General features: G+C 69.7%; 14 protein-coding genes. 2 read left to right on the top strand and 12 right to left on the bottom strand.

The window, feature by feature from the left end:
• Positions 1–24 precede the first annotated feature (24 nt).
• Together IFU11_RS13440 and IFU11_RS13445 are read right to left on the bottom strand one after the other, a co-directional pair.
• Complete coding sequence (locus IFU11_RS13440) at positions 25–780, bottom strand: YqjF family protein (RefSeq protein WP_192019251.1); 756 nt, start codon at positions 778–780, stop codon at positions 25–27.
• Entirely contained in the window at positions 777–1,985 is a 1,209-nt protein-coding gene (locus IFU11_RS13445) for an FAD-dependent monooxygenase (RefSeq protein ID WP_191940346.1), read from the bottom strand. Before IFU11_RS13445 ends, IFU11_RS13440 begins: the two co-directional genes overlap by 4 nt.
• Before the next feature lie 129 nt (positions 1,986–2,114).
• On the opposite strand from IFU11_RS13445, the gene IFU11_RS13450 reads away from it, so the two are divergent.
• Positions 2,115–3,098 carry an alpha/beta fold hydrolase gene (locus IFU11_RS13450; protein ID WP_192019252.1) on the top strand — a complete coding sequence of 328 codons (984 nt, stop codon included), beginning with the start codon at positions 2,115–2,117 and terminating at the stop codon, positions 3,096–3,098.
• Between the two features lie 637 nt (positions 3,099–3,735).
• On the opposite strand, the gene IFU11_RS13455 is transcribed toward IFU11_RS13450, so the two are convergent.
• From IFU11_RS13455 to IFU11_RS13475, 5 genes are all read right to left on the bottom strand, one after another.
• Complete coding sequence (locus IFU11_RS13455) at positions 3,736–4,533, bottom strand: hypothetical protein (RefSeq protein WP_192019253.1); 798 nt, start codon at positions 4,531–4,533, stop codon at positions 3,736–3,738.
• 147 nt (positions 4,534–4,680) lie between these two features.
• Complete coding sequence (locus tag IFU11_RS13460) at positions 4,681–6,132, bottom strand: FAD-dependent monooxygenase (protein ID WP_192019254.1); 1,452 nt, start codon at positions 6,130–6,132, stop codon at positions 4,681–4,683.
• A 159-nt stretch (positions 6,133–6,291) separates the two neighbouring features.
• Positions 6,292–6,933, bottom strand: coding sequence for a class I SAM-dependent methyltransferase (locus tag IFU11_RS13465; protein WP_371742785.1), 642 nt, complete (start codon positions 6,931–6,933; stop codon positions 6,292–6,294).
• Positions 6,930–8,327 (bottom strand): alpha/beta fold hydrolase, encoded by a 1,398-nt coding sequence (locus tag IFU11_RS13470; protein WP_192019255.1) that lies wholly within the window; start codon positions 8,325–8,327, stop codon positions 6,930–6,932. Before IFU11_RS13470 ends, IFU11_RS13465 begins: the two co-directional genes overlap by 4 nt.
• 4 nt (positions 8,328–8,331) lie before the next feature.
• The gene (locus IFU11_RS13475) at positions 8,332–9,528 is read right to left on the bottom strand and encodes a DUF418 domain-containing protein (RefSeq protein ID WP_192019256.1); all 1,197 of its coding nucleotides are present in this window, start codon (positions 9,526–9,528) and stop codon (positions 8,332–8,334) included.
• Between the two features lie 46 nt (positions 9,529–9,574).
• Here IFU11_RS13475 and IFU11_RS13480 point away from each other — a divergent pair, with 46 nt between their 5' ends.
• Positions 9,575–10,153, top strand: coding sequence for a TetR/AcrR family transcriptional regulator (locus IFU11_RS13480; protein WP_192019257.1), 579 nt, complete (start codon positions 9,575–9,577; stop codon positions 10,151–10,153).
• 16 nt (positions 10,154–10,169) lie between these two features.
• On the opposite strand, the gene IFU11_RS13485 is transcribed toward IFU11_RS13480, so the two are convergent.
• From IFU11_RS13485 to IFU11_RS13505, 5 genes are all read right to left on the bottom strand, one after another.
• Positions 10,170–11,333, bottom strand: coding sequence for a GNAT family N-acetyltransferase (locus tag IFU11_RS13485; protein ID WP_192019258.1), 1,164 nt, complete (start codon positions 11,331–11,333; stop codon positions 10,170–10,172).
• 100 nt (positions 11,334–11,433) lie between these two features.
• The gene (gene hpaD, locus IFU11_RS13490) at positions 11,434–12,573 is read right to left on the bottom strand and encodes a 3,4-dihydroxyphenylacetate 2,3-dioxygenase (RefSeq protein WP_192019259.1); all 1,140 of its coding nucleotides are present in this window, start codon (positions 12,571–12,573) and stop codon (positions 11,434–11,436) included.
• A 52-nt stretch (positions 12,574–12,625) separates the two neighbouring features.
• Positions 12,626–14,140 carry a 5-carboxymethyl-2-hydroxymuconate semialdehyde dehydrogenase gene (gene hpaE, locus IFU11_RS13495; RefSeq protein WP_192019260.1) on the bottom strand — a complete coding sequence of 505 codons (1,515 nt, stop codon included), beginning with the start codon at positions 14,138–14,140 and terminating at the stop codon, positions 12,626–12,628.
• Positions 14,137–14,883: a GntR family transcriptional regulator gene (locus IFU11_RS13500; RefSeq protein ID WP_192019261.1), complete on the bottom strand. Its 747-nt coding sequence runs from the start codon at positions 14,881–14,883 to the stop codon at positions 14,137–14,139. The genes hpaE and IFU11_RS13500 overlap by 4 nt, the downstream gene beginning before the upstream one ends.
• The gene (locus IFU11_RS13505) at positions 14,880–16,376 is read right to left on the bottom strand and encodes a fumarylacetoacetate hydrolase family protein (RefSeq protein ID WP_192019262.1); all 1,497 of its coding nucleotides are present in this window, start codon (positions 16,374–16,376) and stop codon (positions 14,880–14,882) included. The genes IFU11_RS13500 and IFU11_RS13505 overlap by 4 nt, the downstream gene beginning before the upstream one ends.
• Positions 16,377–16,409: the final 33 nt, after the last annotated feature.

The following is a 16,409-nucleotide window of genomic DNA, read 5'->3' on the forward strand; positions in this document are numbered from 1 at the left end:
GGGTTATCCACAGGTCAGCATCGACTACGAGCGGGCGAGGAACGAGCCGATGCCGAATCGGGCGGTCACGCCGGGGCTGAAGAGCACCGAGTCGGGCTCGAGCTCGACGACACCCGGGAGGCCCGCCACCGCGCAGAGCTCGTCGCGCAACGAGGTGACGCGCGCCGGGTGCAGGACCCAGGGTTCGTGTTCGTTCGGCAACCACTGCGTCCGACCGAAGCGGCTCTGGAAGAGCCCCCACCGCGCCGTCAGGAACTGTGACAACTCGTCGTCGACGGCCGTCGCCCGGTCGACGTCGACGCCGAGCTGGAAGCCCGGACCTCGTGTCGTCGGCGACGTGGCGATCCGCCGCGACGCGTACTCCCAGCCGTCGTCCGTCGGCCGTTGCGCGGTCCGCGCCCACTGGTAGGGCAGGCCGAACATCGCGCGAGCCGCGAGGACCGCCGGCAGGCTCGACGCCTCCAGCGACCGGAACACGACGCCACGACGCCCCTCGGCATCGACCCCGTACAACCGGACGTTCACCTCGGTGAAGGAACCGCCGATGGGCGACGGCGGCAGTGGGCCGATTCTCGCGTCGCCCAGTTGGAAGGCGATGAGTCCGACCCAGGTGGAGCCGTCGAAGACGTCGGGGACCACCCCGGGCGGGAGCAGCGGCGCGACGGCGCTCGCCGGGACGCGCCAGTGGACGAACGCCAGGTCCCGCCATTCCTGCGCGGCGACGACCGGGCCGGACAGTGCCGGTGCGCTCGAGGCGATCGGCCGGGGCTCGCCGGTCATGCCAGGTGCTCGTACTCGGGCAGGTCGATCTTGTCGGCCGGCGGGGAGAACAACTGCGCACCGACGAGCTTCGCCGGCTTCGACCCGGCCACACGGAGTGCGGTGCGGAAGGCCGCGACGCCGGCCTTCGACGTCGGATTGGCGAGCTGCGGCGTACCCGGCGGCAGCGACTGGGCCTGCTCGACGTAGGGGCGCATGATGCGTTCGTACCCGCGGAAGGCGTCCCGGTGGTGCACGTGCGCGGCCAGCTCACCGGCCAGTACGTAGGCGCCGACGATCGACAGGCTCGTCCCCATGCCGCTGACGGGCGACGCGCACCAGGCCGCGTCGCCGAGCAGTGCGACCCGCCCGGATGCCCAGCGGGGCGTCCTGACCTGGCCGATGGACTCGTAGTAGACGTCATCGCTGTCGTCGAGGTGCTCGAGGATCCGGTTCGCCTGCCAGGGGAGCCCGACGAACCGGTTCCTGAGATGCCGTCGCTGTGCGTCGAGGTCGCGGCGCGCGGGGACGACGCCGTCGCCGCGGTCGGACGTGACCTCCGTGAGGACGGCCCGGGTGGTGCCGTGCCGGTCGGGTCGGAGCGTGACGCTGCGGCCGCCGACGCCCGAGTACCACTGCCACCACGGCACGTCGGCGTCGTCGCGCGGGATGGTGAGGTAGGTCATCTCCAGGCCGAGGGACCGGGTCACCGCCTCGCCGGGGAAGGCCAGCTCACGGGTCGACGATCGGATGCCGTCCGCCGCGATCACGAGGTCGAACGCCTCATCCTCGCCATGTGCGAAGGACACGAGGACCCGTTCGCCGTCGTCGTCGAGTCCGGTGATGTGGTCGCCGTACCGATAGGTGGTGGTGCCGTCCGTCGCGTCGATGAAGATGCGGGCCAGGTCGCCACGGAGGATCTCGACCTCGGCGGTCGCGCCGTCGGTCTCGGAGTCCGACACCGGGAACTCGGCGATCGTCTCACCGGCGTCGCCGACGAACCGGGTACCGCGCTCACCGGTGGTCGCCTCGCGTGCCGCGTCCTCGAGGCCCGCGCGTCGCAGGACCTCGCGAGCAGCGCCTCGCACGTCGATGTTCTGGCCGCCGTCGCGGAACGCCGGCGCGCGCTCGACGACCGTCGTCTCCCAGCCGTAGCGGTTCAGCCAGAACGCCAGGCCGGGGCCGGCGATGCTGGCTCCGGAGATCAGGACGCGGGGAACGGTCATCGTGGTGCCACCTCTCGGGGAGCGTGGGACTGCCGCTCCGGTTGCCTCCATCATCGCGCTCGCCGATCCGAATCCCGCATGGTTGACAGCTCCGGCGGTGCAGGCGTCGCCCGCTTGTACGCTTGGGGCATGTCGAGGATCGAACGCAAGCGTCGCAAGCGGAGTGTGCGGGTCGATCGCGTCTACGACGGCGACGTCTACGTCCGGGTCAACTCCGTGGGGTCCAGCGGCGATCGCTCCTTCATCCTCATCCCCGGCATCGGTGTCTCGTCCACGTACTTCGAGCGCCTCGCGCCGCACCTCAATGAGTTTGGGCCGGTGCACGCGCTCGACCTCCCCGGCTTCGGCGGGGTGCCGCACCCCTCGTCGACGCTCACGATCCGCGAGTACGCGGACCTCGTCGGTCGGGTCATCGACGAACTCGATCTCAAGGACCCGATCATCGTCGGCCACTCGATGGGCAGCCAGGTGGTCAGTGACCTGGTCTCCCGGCGCCCCGAGCTGTCGACCCTCATCCTCATCGGCCCGGTCGTCGTGCCGGGTCAGCGCCGGGTGCTCACCCAGGCGGTCCGCTTCCTGCAGTCGAGCTGGCACGAACCGCTCACGGTGAAGGTGCTCGCCGTCAGCGCGTACGTCTTCTGCGGCTTCAAGTGGTTCTCGCGGGTCCTGCCGGAGATGCTGACCTACCCGATCGAAGAGGCCCTGCCGAAGGTGCAGGCGCACACGCTCGTGATCCGCGGCGAGTACGACGCCGTCGCGCCGCGCGAGTGGGTGGAGCGGGTCGGCGAACTCCTGCCCTCCTCACGCCTCTGGGAGATCCCCGGCGCAGCGCACTCCGTCATGTACGCGCACGCCGAGGAGGTCGCCAAGCTGTGCGTCGACCACGCCAGGCGCACAGTGGCGGACGGCGACGATGACCGACTCCAGGTCTACCCCGAGGACTCGGACGGGAGCGACGACAAGGAGCCGGAGGCACCGCAGCCCGCGGCCATCATCCAGGCCGTCGGGGGTCGGATCGAGGAGACGATCGGCATCGTCACCGACGACGACGACCGCGTCGAGGCCGGCAAGTCCCAGGTCGCCGACGCGGTCGCCTCCATCGACCACGACTGAACATCCGCTGAGATGCGGCGGATCGTCGCCCGCCGCCCGGCCGAGCGACGAATCACCTCACCTCACCGGGCCGGCTCGCCGAACCAGCGGTGGAGCGCCGCAGTGAGGGACTTCTGGTTGACGATGTCAAGGCTGGTTGGCCCCACAGGGACGGTTGATTCCGACCGGCCATGACCGTTGCGCGCGGCTGGCAAGATGCGAGCTAGTCAGTTCTGAGCAGTTCATGCCGATCCTGATGCGAGTCGTCCTCGCTGTTGCGCACAAAGTTCGAACGATCTCTATCGGAGACTGCAAGGTTCCTCGAGGCGGTGGCTGGCGCGCGCAATCGTGGCGTGACGCACCGCCCAGAGCGGTGCCTCACGCCACGATCAGACCTGGTCCTGCGGGGCTACTCTCGTCTGCTCGGACGTCTACTGCGACTCACTGCGATCCCGTAGTGAACTCCAACAAGGAAAATGACGACACCGAAGACGATCGGTCCCGAGACCGACCGGAACTGTTGCGACGCCCAGAAAGATCCCACGACCACGATGACGCCACATGCGACGACGCTCCAGTAGACGTAGGCGAAGGGTCCGCGACGGATCGCGAGCTTGAATTCGGTTTGCCAGGAGGTCACGAGATTCTCCGATCCCGATTACGGGCACGATTCGATGACGGGATGCATGAATGCTCCATTGATTCTCCACCACCGAATACCTGCGCACTTCCCAATGTTGCGGGCCTCGTTGGCCTTCGCCCAGACGAGGCCGATCATCGCTGCGCAGATCGGCACGAAGGCGCCAGTGAAGCTGCACAGGATGCCGGCGTTGAGCGCGTTGTCGGCGACGGACGCGTTCTCGCCTCGGGTCAGAAGAGCCGTGCACCAAATCGCATCGCATCCGAAGGTCGGGTCAGCCACCACTGGGTACGCCGCGCCCGCATGTTCGACGTGCTGAACGAGCACGTTTCCATCGATGCTGTAGCTGGTGGGAACTGCTGCTCCGTTTGCATCGAGGGCCCATGGCGGGAGGACGATGTTTGCCGCCGATCCGTCGGTCGCGAGCACGTTCACCCCGCCGCTGTCATTGAGTTCCAGTGTGACGTCCGAGTCGCCGAGCGTGATGTTGTACCTGAACTCCGTCGGGGCGTTCTCGTCGAACAGAATCGAGTAGCCGGCCGTGGCGCCAAGGCTCGCGTCGCTTAAGGCGTAGGAGAACGAGTCGTCCTGGTCGTAGACCAGCAGGCCGGATGGGTCTTGTGTTGGCGAGTCTGCAGCTTCCGGAGTCACTCGAAGCGGCTGTTCAGCGCCCGACGGAATCAGAAGACCTTGAGCGGCATCCAGGTAGCTACCAGAGGACGCATCCGAAGGCTGACCCCGAAACTCTTGCAGGACGCCCAGTGACTCCAGCGCGGCAGCCTCTGGTGAGGATTCCGAATCTGCCGACTGCGCCACCCAAGGCGACAGCAACTCCGAGTCCAGTTCCTTGCTTCTTCCGGGACATGCATCATTCCCTTCGTGTCGGAGCGCATCATTGCGCCCACGAGTCTCAACATATATGCGTCTACTACACTCGGCATATTAAGTTTCAGTAACGAAACTTCAGTGGGTCGGCTCGCCGAACCAGCGGTGGAGCGCCGGCGTGAGGGACTCCCGGTCGTCGGCCAGCCAGACCACGTGACCGTCGGGCCTGAGCAGCACCGCCGGCACGTCGAGGTCCTCGCTCGTGTCGACGACGTGGTCGATGCGGTCCTCCCACCCCACCATGCTGTGCGTGCCCGTCTGGTCGAGCAAGAGCCCGCGACCGTCGTGGAGGAGCGGGAAGAGCCGCCCCGTGGTCGACAACGAGAGGTCGCGGAGCCGCCGGCCGAGCAGTGACCCGTCGTCCGTCTCGGCACGGGTGTATCCGACGTCGTACCGGATGCCGGTTGACGCGATCCGCTCGCCCAGGAAACGGGCGACGTCGTCGAACCGCATCAGTTCCGAGAACAGCCGACGCACCGCCTGTGGTCCGGGTTCGGGTGAGAGGAGGACGCTCTGCGCGCGACTGAGCGTGAGGACGTCGACGGCGACCGGACGACGCTCCGTCGCGTAGCTGTCGAGGAGGTCGGCCGGTGCCCACCCGGCCACCTCGGCGGCGAGCTTCCAGCCCAGGTTGAAGGCATCCTGGATGCCGAGGTTCAGGCCTTGGCCTCCGAGCGGTGGATGGACGTGGGCGGCGTCACCGGCGATGAGCACGCGGCCGACCCGGTAGCGCTCGGCGAGTCTCGTCGCATCGGTGAAGCGCGACAGCCAGCGCGGGGAGTGTGCGCCGAAGTCGGTCCCGGCGAAGCGCTCGAGCCGGGCCCGGAACTCTTCGATCGTTGGAGTCGCCAGGCGTTCGTCGGCGGGAGCATCGGCGGGCGCCACCGCGCGGAAGAACCCGTCGGACACCGGTCCGATGCCGAAGCCACGGTGCGTCTTCCGGACCTCGTCGGCGATGGCGGCGACCTCGTCGGCCGGGAGGGTGACCTGGATCTCCCCGAGGATCCACTCGGTCTGCGCGGGTTCGCCGGGGAAGCCGATGCCGAGGATCTTCCGGACGGTGCTCCGCCCGCCGTCGCATCCGACGAGCCACCGTGCCCCCAGGCGCTCACCGTCGTCCAGCTCGACGGTGACGCCGTCCTCGTCCTGTTCGAGGCCGACGAGTCCGTTCCCACGACGCAGAGCGGCGCCGAGCTCGAGCGCGCGTTCGGTCGACAGCCGATCGGTGACCGGCTGCGGGAGACCGAGGATGTAGTCGTGCGCGGTGTCGAGCGGTACGGGCTTCGGCGGGATGATCCCGGCGAAGTGCCCGGTGGTGCCCGGGTACCGCGTGCCCTCGGCGAGGAACCGGTCGAGGATGCCGCGCTGGTCGAGGATCTCGATGCTGCGCGGGTGGAGGCCGAGGGACCGGACGGCTCGGCTCGGCTCGGCGTCCCGCTCGAGGACGAGGACGTCGACGCCGTGGAGCCGGAGTTCGGCTGCCAGCATCATGCCGGTCGGGCCGCCACCGCTGATGATGACGTCATGCATGAGGACCCCGTTCTCGCGGTCGGAGGCGACCGCGGCCACCCATTCTGGAGGCCGGAGGGGGTCTTGCGGCAAGCCCCGGTGCCCGGCATACTCTGGAAATGCAGCGGCAGTGAGTTGCGGCGGATCGTCGCTCAGCCTCGGGCCGCGCGACGAACCACCTCACCTCACCGCGTCGGCTCGCCGGGCCAGGATCGCCCCGTGTGGTCGCTGGTCGAGGCTCGTCCTGGTGTGTGTCTCGGCGATGTCGAATCCCGCCCGGCGCACCCGCTCGGCCAGCTCCATGACCGGCCAGCGATAGGCCGTCACCACGGCATGGTCGAACGCTTCGACCGATGCCCCGACGAAGCAGCCGATCAGCAGTTCGCCGCCCGTCCGGAGCACGCGAGCGAATTCCGTGAGCGGGACGCCGATCGTGTCGGGATGGTGGTGGATGAGTGAGTACCAGGCGAGCACGCCACCCACCGATCCGGTCTCGGCGTCGAGGGCGTCGAGGCTCCCGAGGTCGAACCGGGCCCCAGGGTGGTGGATCCGGGCGTGCTCGATGAACTCCGGGACGAGGTCGATGCCGCGCACGTCGAGGCCGCGCGAGGCGAGGTAGGCCGTCCAGTGCCCTGGGCCGCAGCCCGCGTCGAGTGCCCGCCCGTCGATGCGATCGGCCCAGGAGGACACCAGCTGGAGGTCCGAGGGGTGAACCGAGGCCATCGAGCCGAGGAGGTCGGCGTACTCGACGGCTCGGCCCGAGTAGGCCGTGCGGACGACGACGGGCGACTCGGGACGTGCCGTCCGTGGACCGTCGGTCACAGCGTCGTCAGGAACGCGCGGATGTCGTCCGCGAGGAGTTCCGGTTGCTCGTGTGGCGCGAAATGGCCGCCTCGGGGCATGGTCGTGAACCGTCGCACGTCGTAGCTCCGCTCGGCCCAGCTGCGCGGCGGGCTCGCCAGGTCGTGCGGGAAGAGCGCGACCGCGGTCGGCACCTCGACCCGGTCGACACGCGTCGTGATCCCGGTCGCGGACTCGTAGTACGGGCGGAGTGAGGTGCCGATCGCGTTCGTGAACCAGTAGACGGAGGCGAGCGTCGCGAGGTAGTCGTCGCTGAAGCGGGACGAGACGTCGCCGTCGCAGTCGCTCCAGGCCCGATGCTTCTCGAGGATCCACGAGAGCAGGCCGACAGGGGAGTCGGACAGCGCGGGAGCGAGCGTGAGCGGACGCGTGTGGTGCTGATGCTCATACGCACCCTCCTCGGCGTCCCAGGCCTCGACCCGGGCGAGATGCGCGCGCTCCTCCTCGGTGAGCGTCTCGACGTCGACGTCGAGCGGCGCGGCGACCGCGAGGAGGTGGATGCCGGCGACCGCCTGGGGATGCGCCTGCGCGAGCCGAGAGGTGATCCCGGCCCCGAGGTCGCCTCCATGAGCGGCGTACCGGGCGAAGCCGAGGTGATCGTGCATCAGCGTGTGCCACAGTTCGTGCGTCTGGTCGCCGAAGGTCGGCCGTTGCGGCGAGAACGGCAGTCCGGGCAGCGCGGGCACGATGACGGTGACGGCGCTCGCCGGGTCCCCGTCGAAGCGGGACGGTGTCGCGAGGCGCCTGGCGAGTCCGACCAGTTCGAGAGCGGTGCTCGGCCATCCGTTCGTGAGGACGACGGGGAGGCCGCTCGGGGCTTCGGCGTCGAACCGGAGGTAGGTGATGGTGGCCCCATCGATCTCGGCCCGGTGCCACGGCAGGGCGTTGATGTCCCGCTGCTGTGCTGCCCAGTCGAAGTCGTCCGCCCAGTAGGTGACGAGTCGCCGCAGCTCGTCCTGGTCGGTGCCGGCCTCCCAACCGGCGGTCGGCCACCGGTCAGGCCAGCGGGTGTCGTGGAGTCTGCGGCGGAGGTCGGCGAGGTCGTCGTCGCCGACGTCCATGACGGTCCGGCCCGCTGGCGACCGGGTCACCTGGTAGCGGCGCTCGATGCCCGCGGTCGCGCGCCCCCACTCGCTGGACGCGACGCGGGCCTGGTGTGCGGCGAACGACTCGTCGTCCTCGAAGACCTCGGCGACGTCCCAGACGAGCGGGTCGTCCGTCGGCGTCACCTCGAACGACACGCACCCCGGTTCGGCGCGGGTGAGCGCGACATGCTCTGGCAGATGGGTCTCGACGATCGACACGTCGGTCGGTGTCGCGCAGATCAGCTGGCCGGTGAGGTGCACGGTGGTCATGGTCTCACCGTAGCGAGGGTCGGCCCTCCGGCTGCTTCGTCCCGAGCTCCGCGCCGCGTTTCCAGAGCCACTCGACGGGGCCGAGCGCGAACCGCCGGAGCCAGAGGTGGGCGAAGCCGGTCACGAGCGCGGCGATGACGACGAACGCGGCGACGGTGACCGGGACGCGCCACGGGGCGGTGAGTTCGGCGAGGCCGAAGCCCCAGCCGTAGAAGATCGCGCCGCCGAGGAGGTTCTGGAGCAAGTACGCGCTCAAGGCGACTTTGCCGAGCTCGCGCAGGCGTGAGGCGATCCACCCGTCGGTGCCGAAGCGACGACAGAGCTCGACGGTGGCGCCGAGGACGCCGAGCGCCACGAGGGGTGCGGCCAGGTAGCGTTCGGCGAGGAGTCCCGCGGTGCCGCCCCAGATGCCGAGGGCGAGGTCGATCGGGAGCGCGCAGGCCCCGATGATCATCAGGCGGCGTCGGAGTCGACCACCGGTTTCACCGAAGACGCCGGCCTGGAACAGGTGCGCGCCGGCGAGGAACATGGCGAGCGTGAGGAACCCGATCAGGACGGGCTCCGCGCGGAAGACCCCCACGTTGTCGAGCCGGAAGACCGCCAGGCCGAGGAACGATTCAGTGGCGTAGGGGCTCGGTCCGGCGGGGAGCGGGAGGTCGCCCGACACCGCCGGCGTCGTGGCGATGAACGCGACGATTGCGCTGATGAGGAGGACGTGCAGTGCGCCGAAGACGGCGATCATGGCGCGCTGGGCGCGGGGCCTGGTGAGCAGGAGCCAGGCGACGATGGCGCCGGTGACCGCGTAGCCCATGAGGACGTCGAACTCCGCGATGAGGACGTAGTTCACGGCACCGTCGATGAGGAGCAGGGTGGCGCGCCACAGGTAACGACCGGGCCAGCGTTGCTCGCGTCGTCGTGCTGCTCCGTGCTGGATCGCGAGGCCCGCGCCGAACATCAGAGTCAGGAGCGCGAGGAACTTGCCCTGCGTGAGTGCCATGAGGGCGAGCTGGATCGTGCCCGCCGCGGGGCCGGTCTCCGGGGTCACCGGGGCGGAGAGCATCCCGAGCAGACCCCAGGGGTGCGAGAACACCCAGATGTTGGTGCCGAGCGTGCCGAGGATCGCGAGTCCGCGGACCACGTCGAGTGCGGCGATGCGTCGGGAGGTCGGCTGCGACGGCGGCAATACGCTCGTATTGGTCATGTGAAGACCGTACCCTGTCGAGTGGGCGATGGCGAAAGCGGAGGCGATGACCGAGCAGGACACGAACAGGGGTCGGATCCTCGATGCACTGCTGCGGATCACGGCATCGCGCGGTGCCGATGCGCTGACCATCCGCACGGTCGCGAGCGAAGCCGGTGTCTCCGTCGGCGCGGTCCAGCATCACTTCCCGACGAAGGACCGACTGGTCGTCGCGGCGATGACCGAGGTCAACGAGCGGTTCCGTCGACGCGTGGCAGCGCGGCTCGAGGCTGTGAACTCCGAGGAGGAGCGACTTCGGATCTTCTGTCGTGAGATCGCCTGCATCGAGGGTGATGACCTGACCGACGGGATCGTCTGGGTCGCCTTCGCCGCCCGGGCGAGCACGGAGACCGAGGTGCGAGCGATCCACACCGCTGACTGGGCCCGCACCGAGGAGGTCCTCCTGCGGCTGCTCGTCGCCGCGTTCCCTGATGACGGCCTGGCCGCGGACGACGCGGCGCTCCTGCTCGCGGTGCTCGACGGCATCGCGGTCGCGCGAGCAGCGGAGCAGTCGGACCGGATGACGCCGGAGCGCGCCGAACGGCTGATCGACGCGACGCTGCGGAGCCTGCGCCGCGCGTGCTGAACGGCGCGGGTCCGGCTCAGTCGACGTCCAGTTCGAGCTCGACGAGGTAGCCGACGAGTCGGAGTTCGACCTCGCTCGTCGCCGTGTCGAGTTCTCGGGCCTCGACCGCCGCTTGAGCCGCTGCTCGCACGTCGGCGTTCTCGAACTCCGATTCCGGCGGGATCCGTGGCGCGAGGCTCACGACCGGGAGTCCGGGGACCGGTTCGTGATGCGTGACGTACTCGGAAGGGCGCGAGCCAATGAACACGCCGCTCCCCGGCGGGCCGACGGGGCGCAGTGCGGCCCGGGCGGCTCCTTGCGGTAACAGGGGACGTTTCGTGCGCACCAAGCGGGACGGCATCGACACCCTCGACAGCTTCGCCAGCCTGCCCGTCAGTCGCTCCGGTGCGGGGCCCTCCTCGTGGTGCATCTCAACACCATCGATCTGAGCGGTGAGGTCCGCACCGATCGCCTCGGTCAGCCAGGTCCGCTGTCCATCGTCGACGGGCCAGACCGAGAAGGTCACCCGTTGGCCGGTTTCCAACGGCCCGCCACAACAGTCCCACTCCCAGGGGCTGAGCCAGAGCGTCCGCCGGGTCATTTGTGCTGACTCGGGGTTGGCGGATCGCAGGCGCGAGACCAGCTCGATTGTGGAAGCGGTCAGGACGCGGAGGGCGATCGCGTCGCCCGGCATCGGTACGCGACCGAGCTCGCTGAGCCCCCAGCGGTGGTACATCGCTGCCGCCTCGGTCGCGCGCTCGTAGACGCCGATGACCGTCTGCGTCTCGGAGCGGTCCTGCAGGACGGCGGCCAGGCAGCCGCGGGCGATCCCACGTCCGCGCTGATCCTCCGCGACGGCGAGTTCGTGGACCACGACGGCGTCCGCCGGACGCGCGATGGCAGCCGCAGCCGTGCTGCTGGAGTCGGCCAGTTGCGCCAGGATGCCGAGCCAGGCCGGGTCGGCGTCGAGGCCGTGGGCGAGCGCGAAGCCCACGATCCGGCCGTCGACCGTGGCGATGACGAGGCGTCCGCCGCGGTGCCCGAGATGCTCCGGGCCCCACTGCCGGATGGTCGCGAGGTCGATCGCGTCCTCGTTGTACGGCTCGGCGGTGAACGCCGCGACGAACAGCTGCGTGACCTCACCCCACACGCCGTCGGGTGCGGATCCGGTGAACGAGGTGTAGCCGACCGGGCTCATCATCCAGCCAGCATAGGGAAGTGCCGCGACTGGCTCAGTTCATTCGCCCATGTTTGGGCGAGCGGACATTGCGTCGCCCAAAGATGGGCGAATGAACCGAGGCCTAGAGCGTGTTGCCGAGCTTGAAGCCCTGCGCGTCGTCGCCCTTGCGGGTGTAGGAGAAGCCGTCGGCACCGATGGTGACCTCGAGCTCGGAGTCGTCGGTCCGGGAGACGACCGGCTTCGGTTCGCCGTCGAGGTCGAGGACGAGCGACGCGTCCGTGTACCAACTCGGCACGACGGCATTGCCCCACCAGTCGCGACGCTGGTTGTCGTGCACGTCCCACGTGACCACCGGGTTGTCGGGGTCGCCCGTGTAGTAGTCCTGGGTGTAGATCTCGATCCGGTGGCCGTCGGGGTCGCGGATGTACAGGTAGAACGCGTTCGAGACGCCGTGCCTGCCGGGGCCGCGCTCGATGACGTCCGACATGCGCAGCGCGCCGAGCTTGTCGCAGATCGCGATGATGTTGTGCTTCTCGTGCGTCGCGAACGCCACGTGGTGCATGCGCGGTCCGTCACCACCCGTCATCGCCGTGTCGTGCACGGTCGGCTTGCGCCGCATCCAGGCCGCGTACGTCGTCCCGGCCTCGTCCTGGATGTCCTCCGTGACGCGGAACCCGAGGTCCTCCATGTACGCGACCGCGCGCGGCACGTCCGGCGTCACCTGGTTGAAGTGGTCGAGCCGCACGAGCGCGCCCGGCGTGTACAGGTCGTAGCGCCACGCCAACCGCTCGACGTGCTCCACGTCGTAGAAGAACTCATAGGGGAACCCGAGTGGATCCTCCACGCGCACCGAATCGCCGATGCCCTTCACATACCCCTCGGCCCGACGCTCCACCCGGCACCCGAGCTCCGTGTAGAAGGCGACCGCGCGGTCGAGGTCCTCAGGACTCCGCACCCGGTAGCTGAACGCGGCGACCGCCGCCACCGGACCCTGCCGCAGCACGAGGTTGTGGTGGATGAACTCCTCGAAGCTCCGCAGGTAGACGGTCGTCTCGTCCTCCTCCGTGACGACGAGGTCGAGGACGTCGACGTAGAACTTCCGGCTCGCGGCGAGATCCGTGACGACGATCTCCATGTACGCACACCGGACGATGTCCGGCGGGGTGGCGGCGGGCGTCGGGATGCGGTTCACCGGCACGGGGATCGGGTCGGTTGCGGTCACGACGGGCTCGGCCGACGACGGGGTGATGGGGTTCGACATGATCTGCGTCCTTGCTGATCTCGATTGCTGGGTGGAGGTCGACCGGGAGCGGTCAGTGCGCGGCCTGCAGCGGCCCGCCGGTCCCGAAGCGCGGGGAGTGCGCCTGGTTCAGCGTGATGTGCACCGCCTGCTGGTCGGTGTAGAAGTCGATCGAGCGGTAGCCGCCCTCGTGCCCGAGCCCTGAGGCCTTGACGCCGCCGAACGGGGTGCGGAGGTCGCGCACGTTGTTCGAGTTCAGCCACACCATCCCGGCCTGCACGTTCTGGGAGAAGGTGTGGGCGCGCTTGAGGTCGTTCGTCCAGATGTAGGCGGCGAGCCCGTACTTCGTGTCGTTCGCGAGCTCGAGCGCCTCCTCGTCGGAGTCGAACGGGGTGATGGCGACGACCGGCCCGAAGATCTCCTCCTGGAAGATGCGGGCGCTCGGCGGGACGTCGGCGAAGACCGTCGGCGCGACGTAGTTGCCGGTCGGGAACCCCTCGGGGCGACCGCCGCCGGCGACGAGGCGGCCCTCGGTCTTGCCGATCTCGACGTAGCCCATGACCTTCTCGTAGTGCTCCGGGTGCACGAGCGCGCCGACCTCGGTGGCCGGGTCGTTCGGGTGCCCGACGACGATGTTGCGGGCCCGCTCGGCGTAGCGCTCCACGAAGTCGTCGTAGACACTCCGCTCGACGAGGATGCGGCTGCCGGCGGTGCAGCGCTCGCCGTTCAACGAGAACACCCCGAACACCGTCGCGTCGAGGGCGTCGTCGAGGTCGGCGTCGGCGAACACGACGGCCGGTGACTTGCCGCCGAGCTCCATCGAGAGCCCCTTCAGGAACGGCGCGGCGTTCGCGAAGATGAGCTGACCGGTGCTGCTCTCGCCGGTGAACGAGATGAGCGGCACGTCCGGGTGCTTCACGAGGGCGTCGCCGGCGTCCTCACCGAGCCCGTTCACGAGGTTGAACACGCCGTCGGGCACGCCGGCGTCGCGGAAGATGTCCGCCCACAGGCTTGCCGAGAGCGGCGTGAACTCTGCCGGCTTCAGGACGACCGTGTTCCCGGTCGCGAGGGCCGGAGCGAGCTTCCAGCTCTCGAGCATGAACGGCGTGTTCCACGGCGTGATGAGCCCCGCGACGCCGATGGGCTTGCGGTTGACGTAGTTGACCTGCCGCCCGGGCACCTTGTAGGTGTCGTCGTGCTGGGCGACGATCAGGTCGGCGAAGAACCGGAAGTTCTCGGCGGCGCGCTTCGCCTGACCGAGCGCCTGCGTGATCGGCAGCCCAGTGTCGAAGCTCTCCAGCTCCGCGAGGCGGGCGTCCTGCGCCTCGACGGCGTCGGCGACCCGGTGCAGGATCCGGCTGCGTTCGCGGGGGAGGAGCCGCGGCCACGGACCCTCGTCGAAGGCGCGCTTGGCGGCGGCGACGGCGAGGTCGATGTCCGCCTGCTTGCCGGCGGCGGCCTGGACGTAGGTCTCGTTCGACACCGGGTCGAGGACGTCGAAGGTGTCGCCGTCGACCGAGTCGACGAACGCGCCGTCGATGTAATGCCGGATACGGTCGGGCAACGCTGCCGGAACGTGCTGGGTCATGGATGGTTCCTCCGGTCGGTGGTGGACGGCGGTGACGACGGCGGGCGGGCCGTGGTGGGCGGCTGGTGCTCGGCCTGGTAGGCGAGCATGGCGTCGAGGGTCGCGGTGCGGTGGTCGCGGGCGGCGATCTCGATCTCGAGCGGCTGCGCGCCGGCGGCGATGAGTTCGAGGATGCCGTCGTGCTCGGCGACCGACTCCCGCGCGCGGCCGGGCACGAAGCTGAACGTGGAATCGCGGAGCGCGTTCAGCCGCCGCCAGCCGCGGTGGACGAGGTCGAGGACGTGCGGGTTCGGGCACTCCTCGAAGAGGACGGTGTGGAACTCCAGGTTCAGCGCCGTGAACGCGTGCGGGTCGAAGTCGTCGAGCGTGCGGCGCATCCGCTCGTTGATCTCGCGGGCGCGGGCCAGGTGGTCGTCGGTGAGGTAGGCGGCACTCATCGAGGTCGCCGCGCCCTCGACGAGGGCGAGCGTCTGCATCGTGAAGAGGTACTCGGTCTCGTGCAGCATCGCGACCTGCGCGCCGACGTTGCGCTCGAACGTCACGAGCCCCTCGGCCTCCAGCCGACGGATCGCCTCGCGCACCGGAACGACGCTGACGTCGAGCTCTCCGGCGATCTGTCCGAGCACCAGCCGGTACCCGGGGACGAAGCGCCCCTCGTCGATCGCCTCGCGGATGAACCGGTAGGCGCGCTCGGACTTGCTGAGCGACGCCTCCTGCCCGGTCGTCGGGTGTGGTCCGCTCATCGTCCCTGCTCGCTCTCGTATCGCGCCCGCCACTCGGCGTTCAGCGGGAAGAGGCCGTCGACCGCGGCACCGCCACGGACCTGCTCGGCGATCCAGGCGTCCTCCGCTTCCTGCACGACCGCCTCCGCGGCGACCTCTGCGGCGAGCGCCCGGGGGATCGCGATGACGCCGTCACCGTCCCCGACGATCACGTCGCCCGGCAGGACGGTCGCCCCGCCGCAGGTGATCGCGACGTCGGTCTCCCACGGCACATGGCGGCGCCCGAGGACGGACGGGTGCGGACCCTGCGAGAAGGTCGGCAGGTCGAACGCCGCGACCTGCTCGGCATCGCGCATGCCGCCGTCGGTGACGACCCCGGCCGCTCCCCGCTGCTGCGCCCGAAGCGCGAGGACGTCGCCGACGGTGCCCGTACCGCGCTCGCCGCGTGCCTCGATCACGATGACCTCGCCGGCCTCGACGGTGTCGAAGATGCGCTTCTGCGCGTTGAAGCGGTTGCCGCGCTCGGCGAAGAGGTCGGGCCGGTAGGCGACGAAGCGGAGGGTGCGGGCCACGCCGACCATGCGCGTGCCCGGTCGCGAGGCGTGGACGCCCTCGACGAAGACCTCGGTGTACCCGCGGGCTCGGAGCTTGGCGCTGAGTGTCGCCGTCGAGACCGAGGCGAGCTGTACGGTGACCGCGGGGTCGAGCGGTTCGGCGGGCGATGCAGCGGTGAGAGGCTCAGCCGGTGCAGGCAGACCCGCCGCCACAGCGTCCCCCCAGGCCTCGATCCGCTGATGGTCGTCGACGACCGGCTTCGCGCCGAACCCGCCGAAGGGCTCGGTGCCCTCGACGACCGTCGTCACGAGTCGACCGCTCGTCGGGGTGCCGGGTGCGGTCGGTGCGTCGACCTCGACCTCGACGACGTCGCCGGGCACGACGACGGAGGAGCCGGCGGGTGTGCCGGTGAGGATGACATCGCCGGGCTCGAGCGTCGAGAGCTGCGAGAGGTCGGCGATGAGCTGGGCGAAGGGGAAGAGCAGCGTGTCGCTCGTGTCGTCCTGGACCACGACGCCGTTGACCCAGGTGCGCACGCGGAGGGCGGCCGGATCGATCTGCTCGGCGGGGATGACGGACGGGCCGAGGGGCGTGTAGCCGTCGCCGCCCTTCGATCGCAGGTTCGACCCCTTGTCTGCGCTGCGGAGGTCGTAGAGCCCGAAGTCGTTCGCCGCGGTGACGCCCGAGACGTGCTGCCAGGCGTCCTCGACGCGGACGCGGCGGGCCGCGGTCCCGATGATGATCGCGATCTCGCCCTCGAAGGCGAGCAGTTCCGCGCCTGCCGGGCGCTCGATGGTGCCGCCCGTGCTCGAGACGGATGACCACGGCTTGAGGAAGTACGAGGGGTGCTCCGGCGTGCGGCCGCGCTGGGCGGCCCGTGACGGGTAGTTGAGGTGGACGGCGATGATCTTGCCGCCCCCGCTGTTGGGGAGGCCTTCGATGCCCTGGTGGCTGCTCATCACACGTCCTCGTTGTCGGTATCCAGAATCGTA

Source organism: Plantibacter sp. CFBP 8804 (assembly GCF_014841225.1).
Taxonomy (GTDB): domain Bacteria; phylum Actinomycetota; class Actinomycetes; order Actinomycetales; family Microbacteriaceae; genus Plantibacter; species Plantibacter auratus.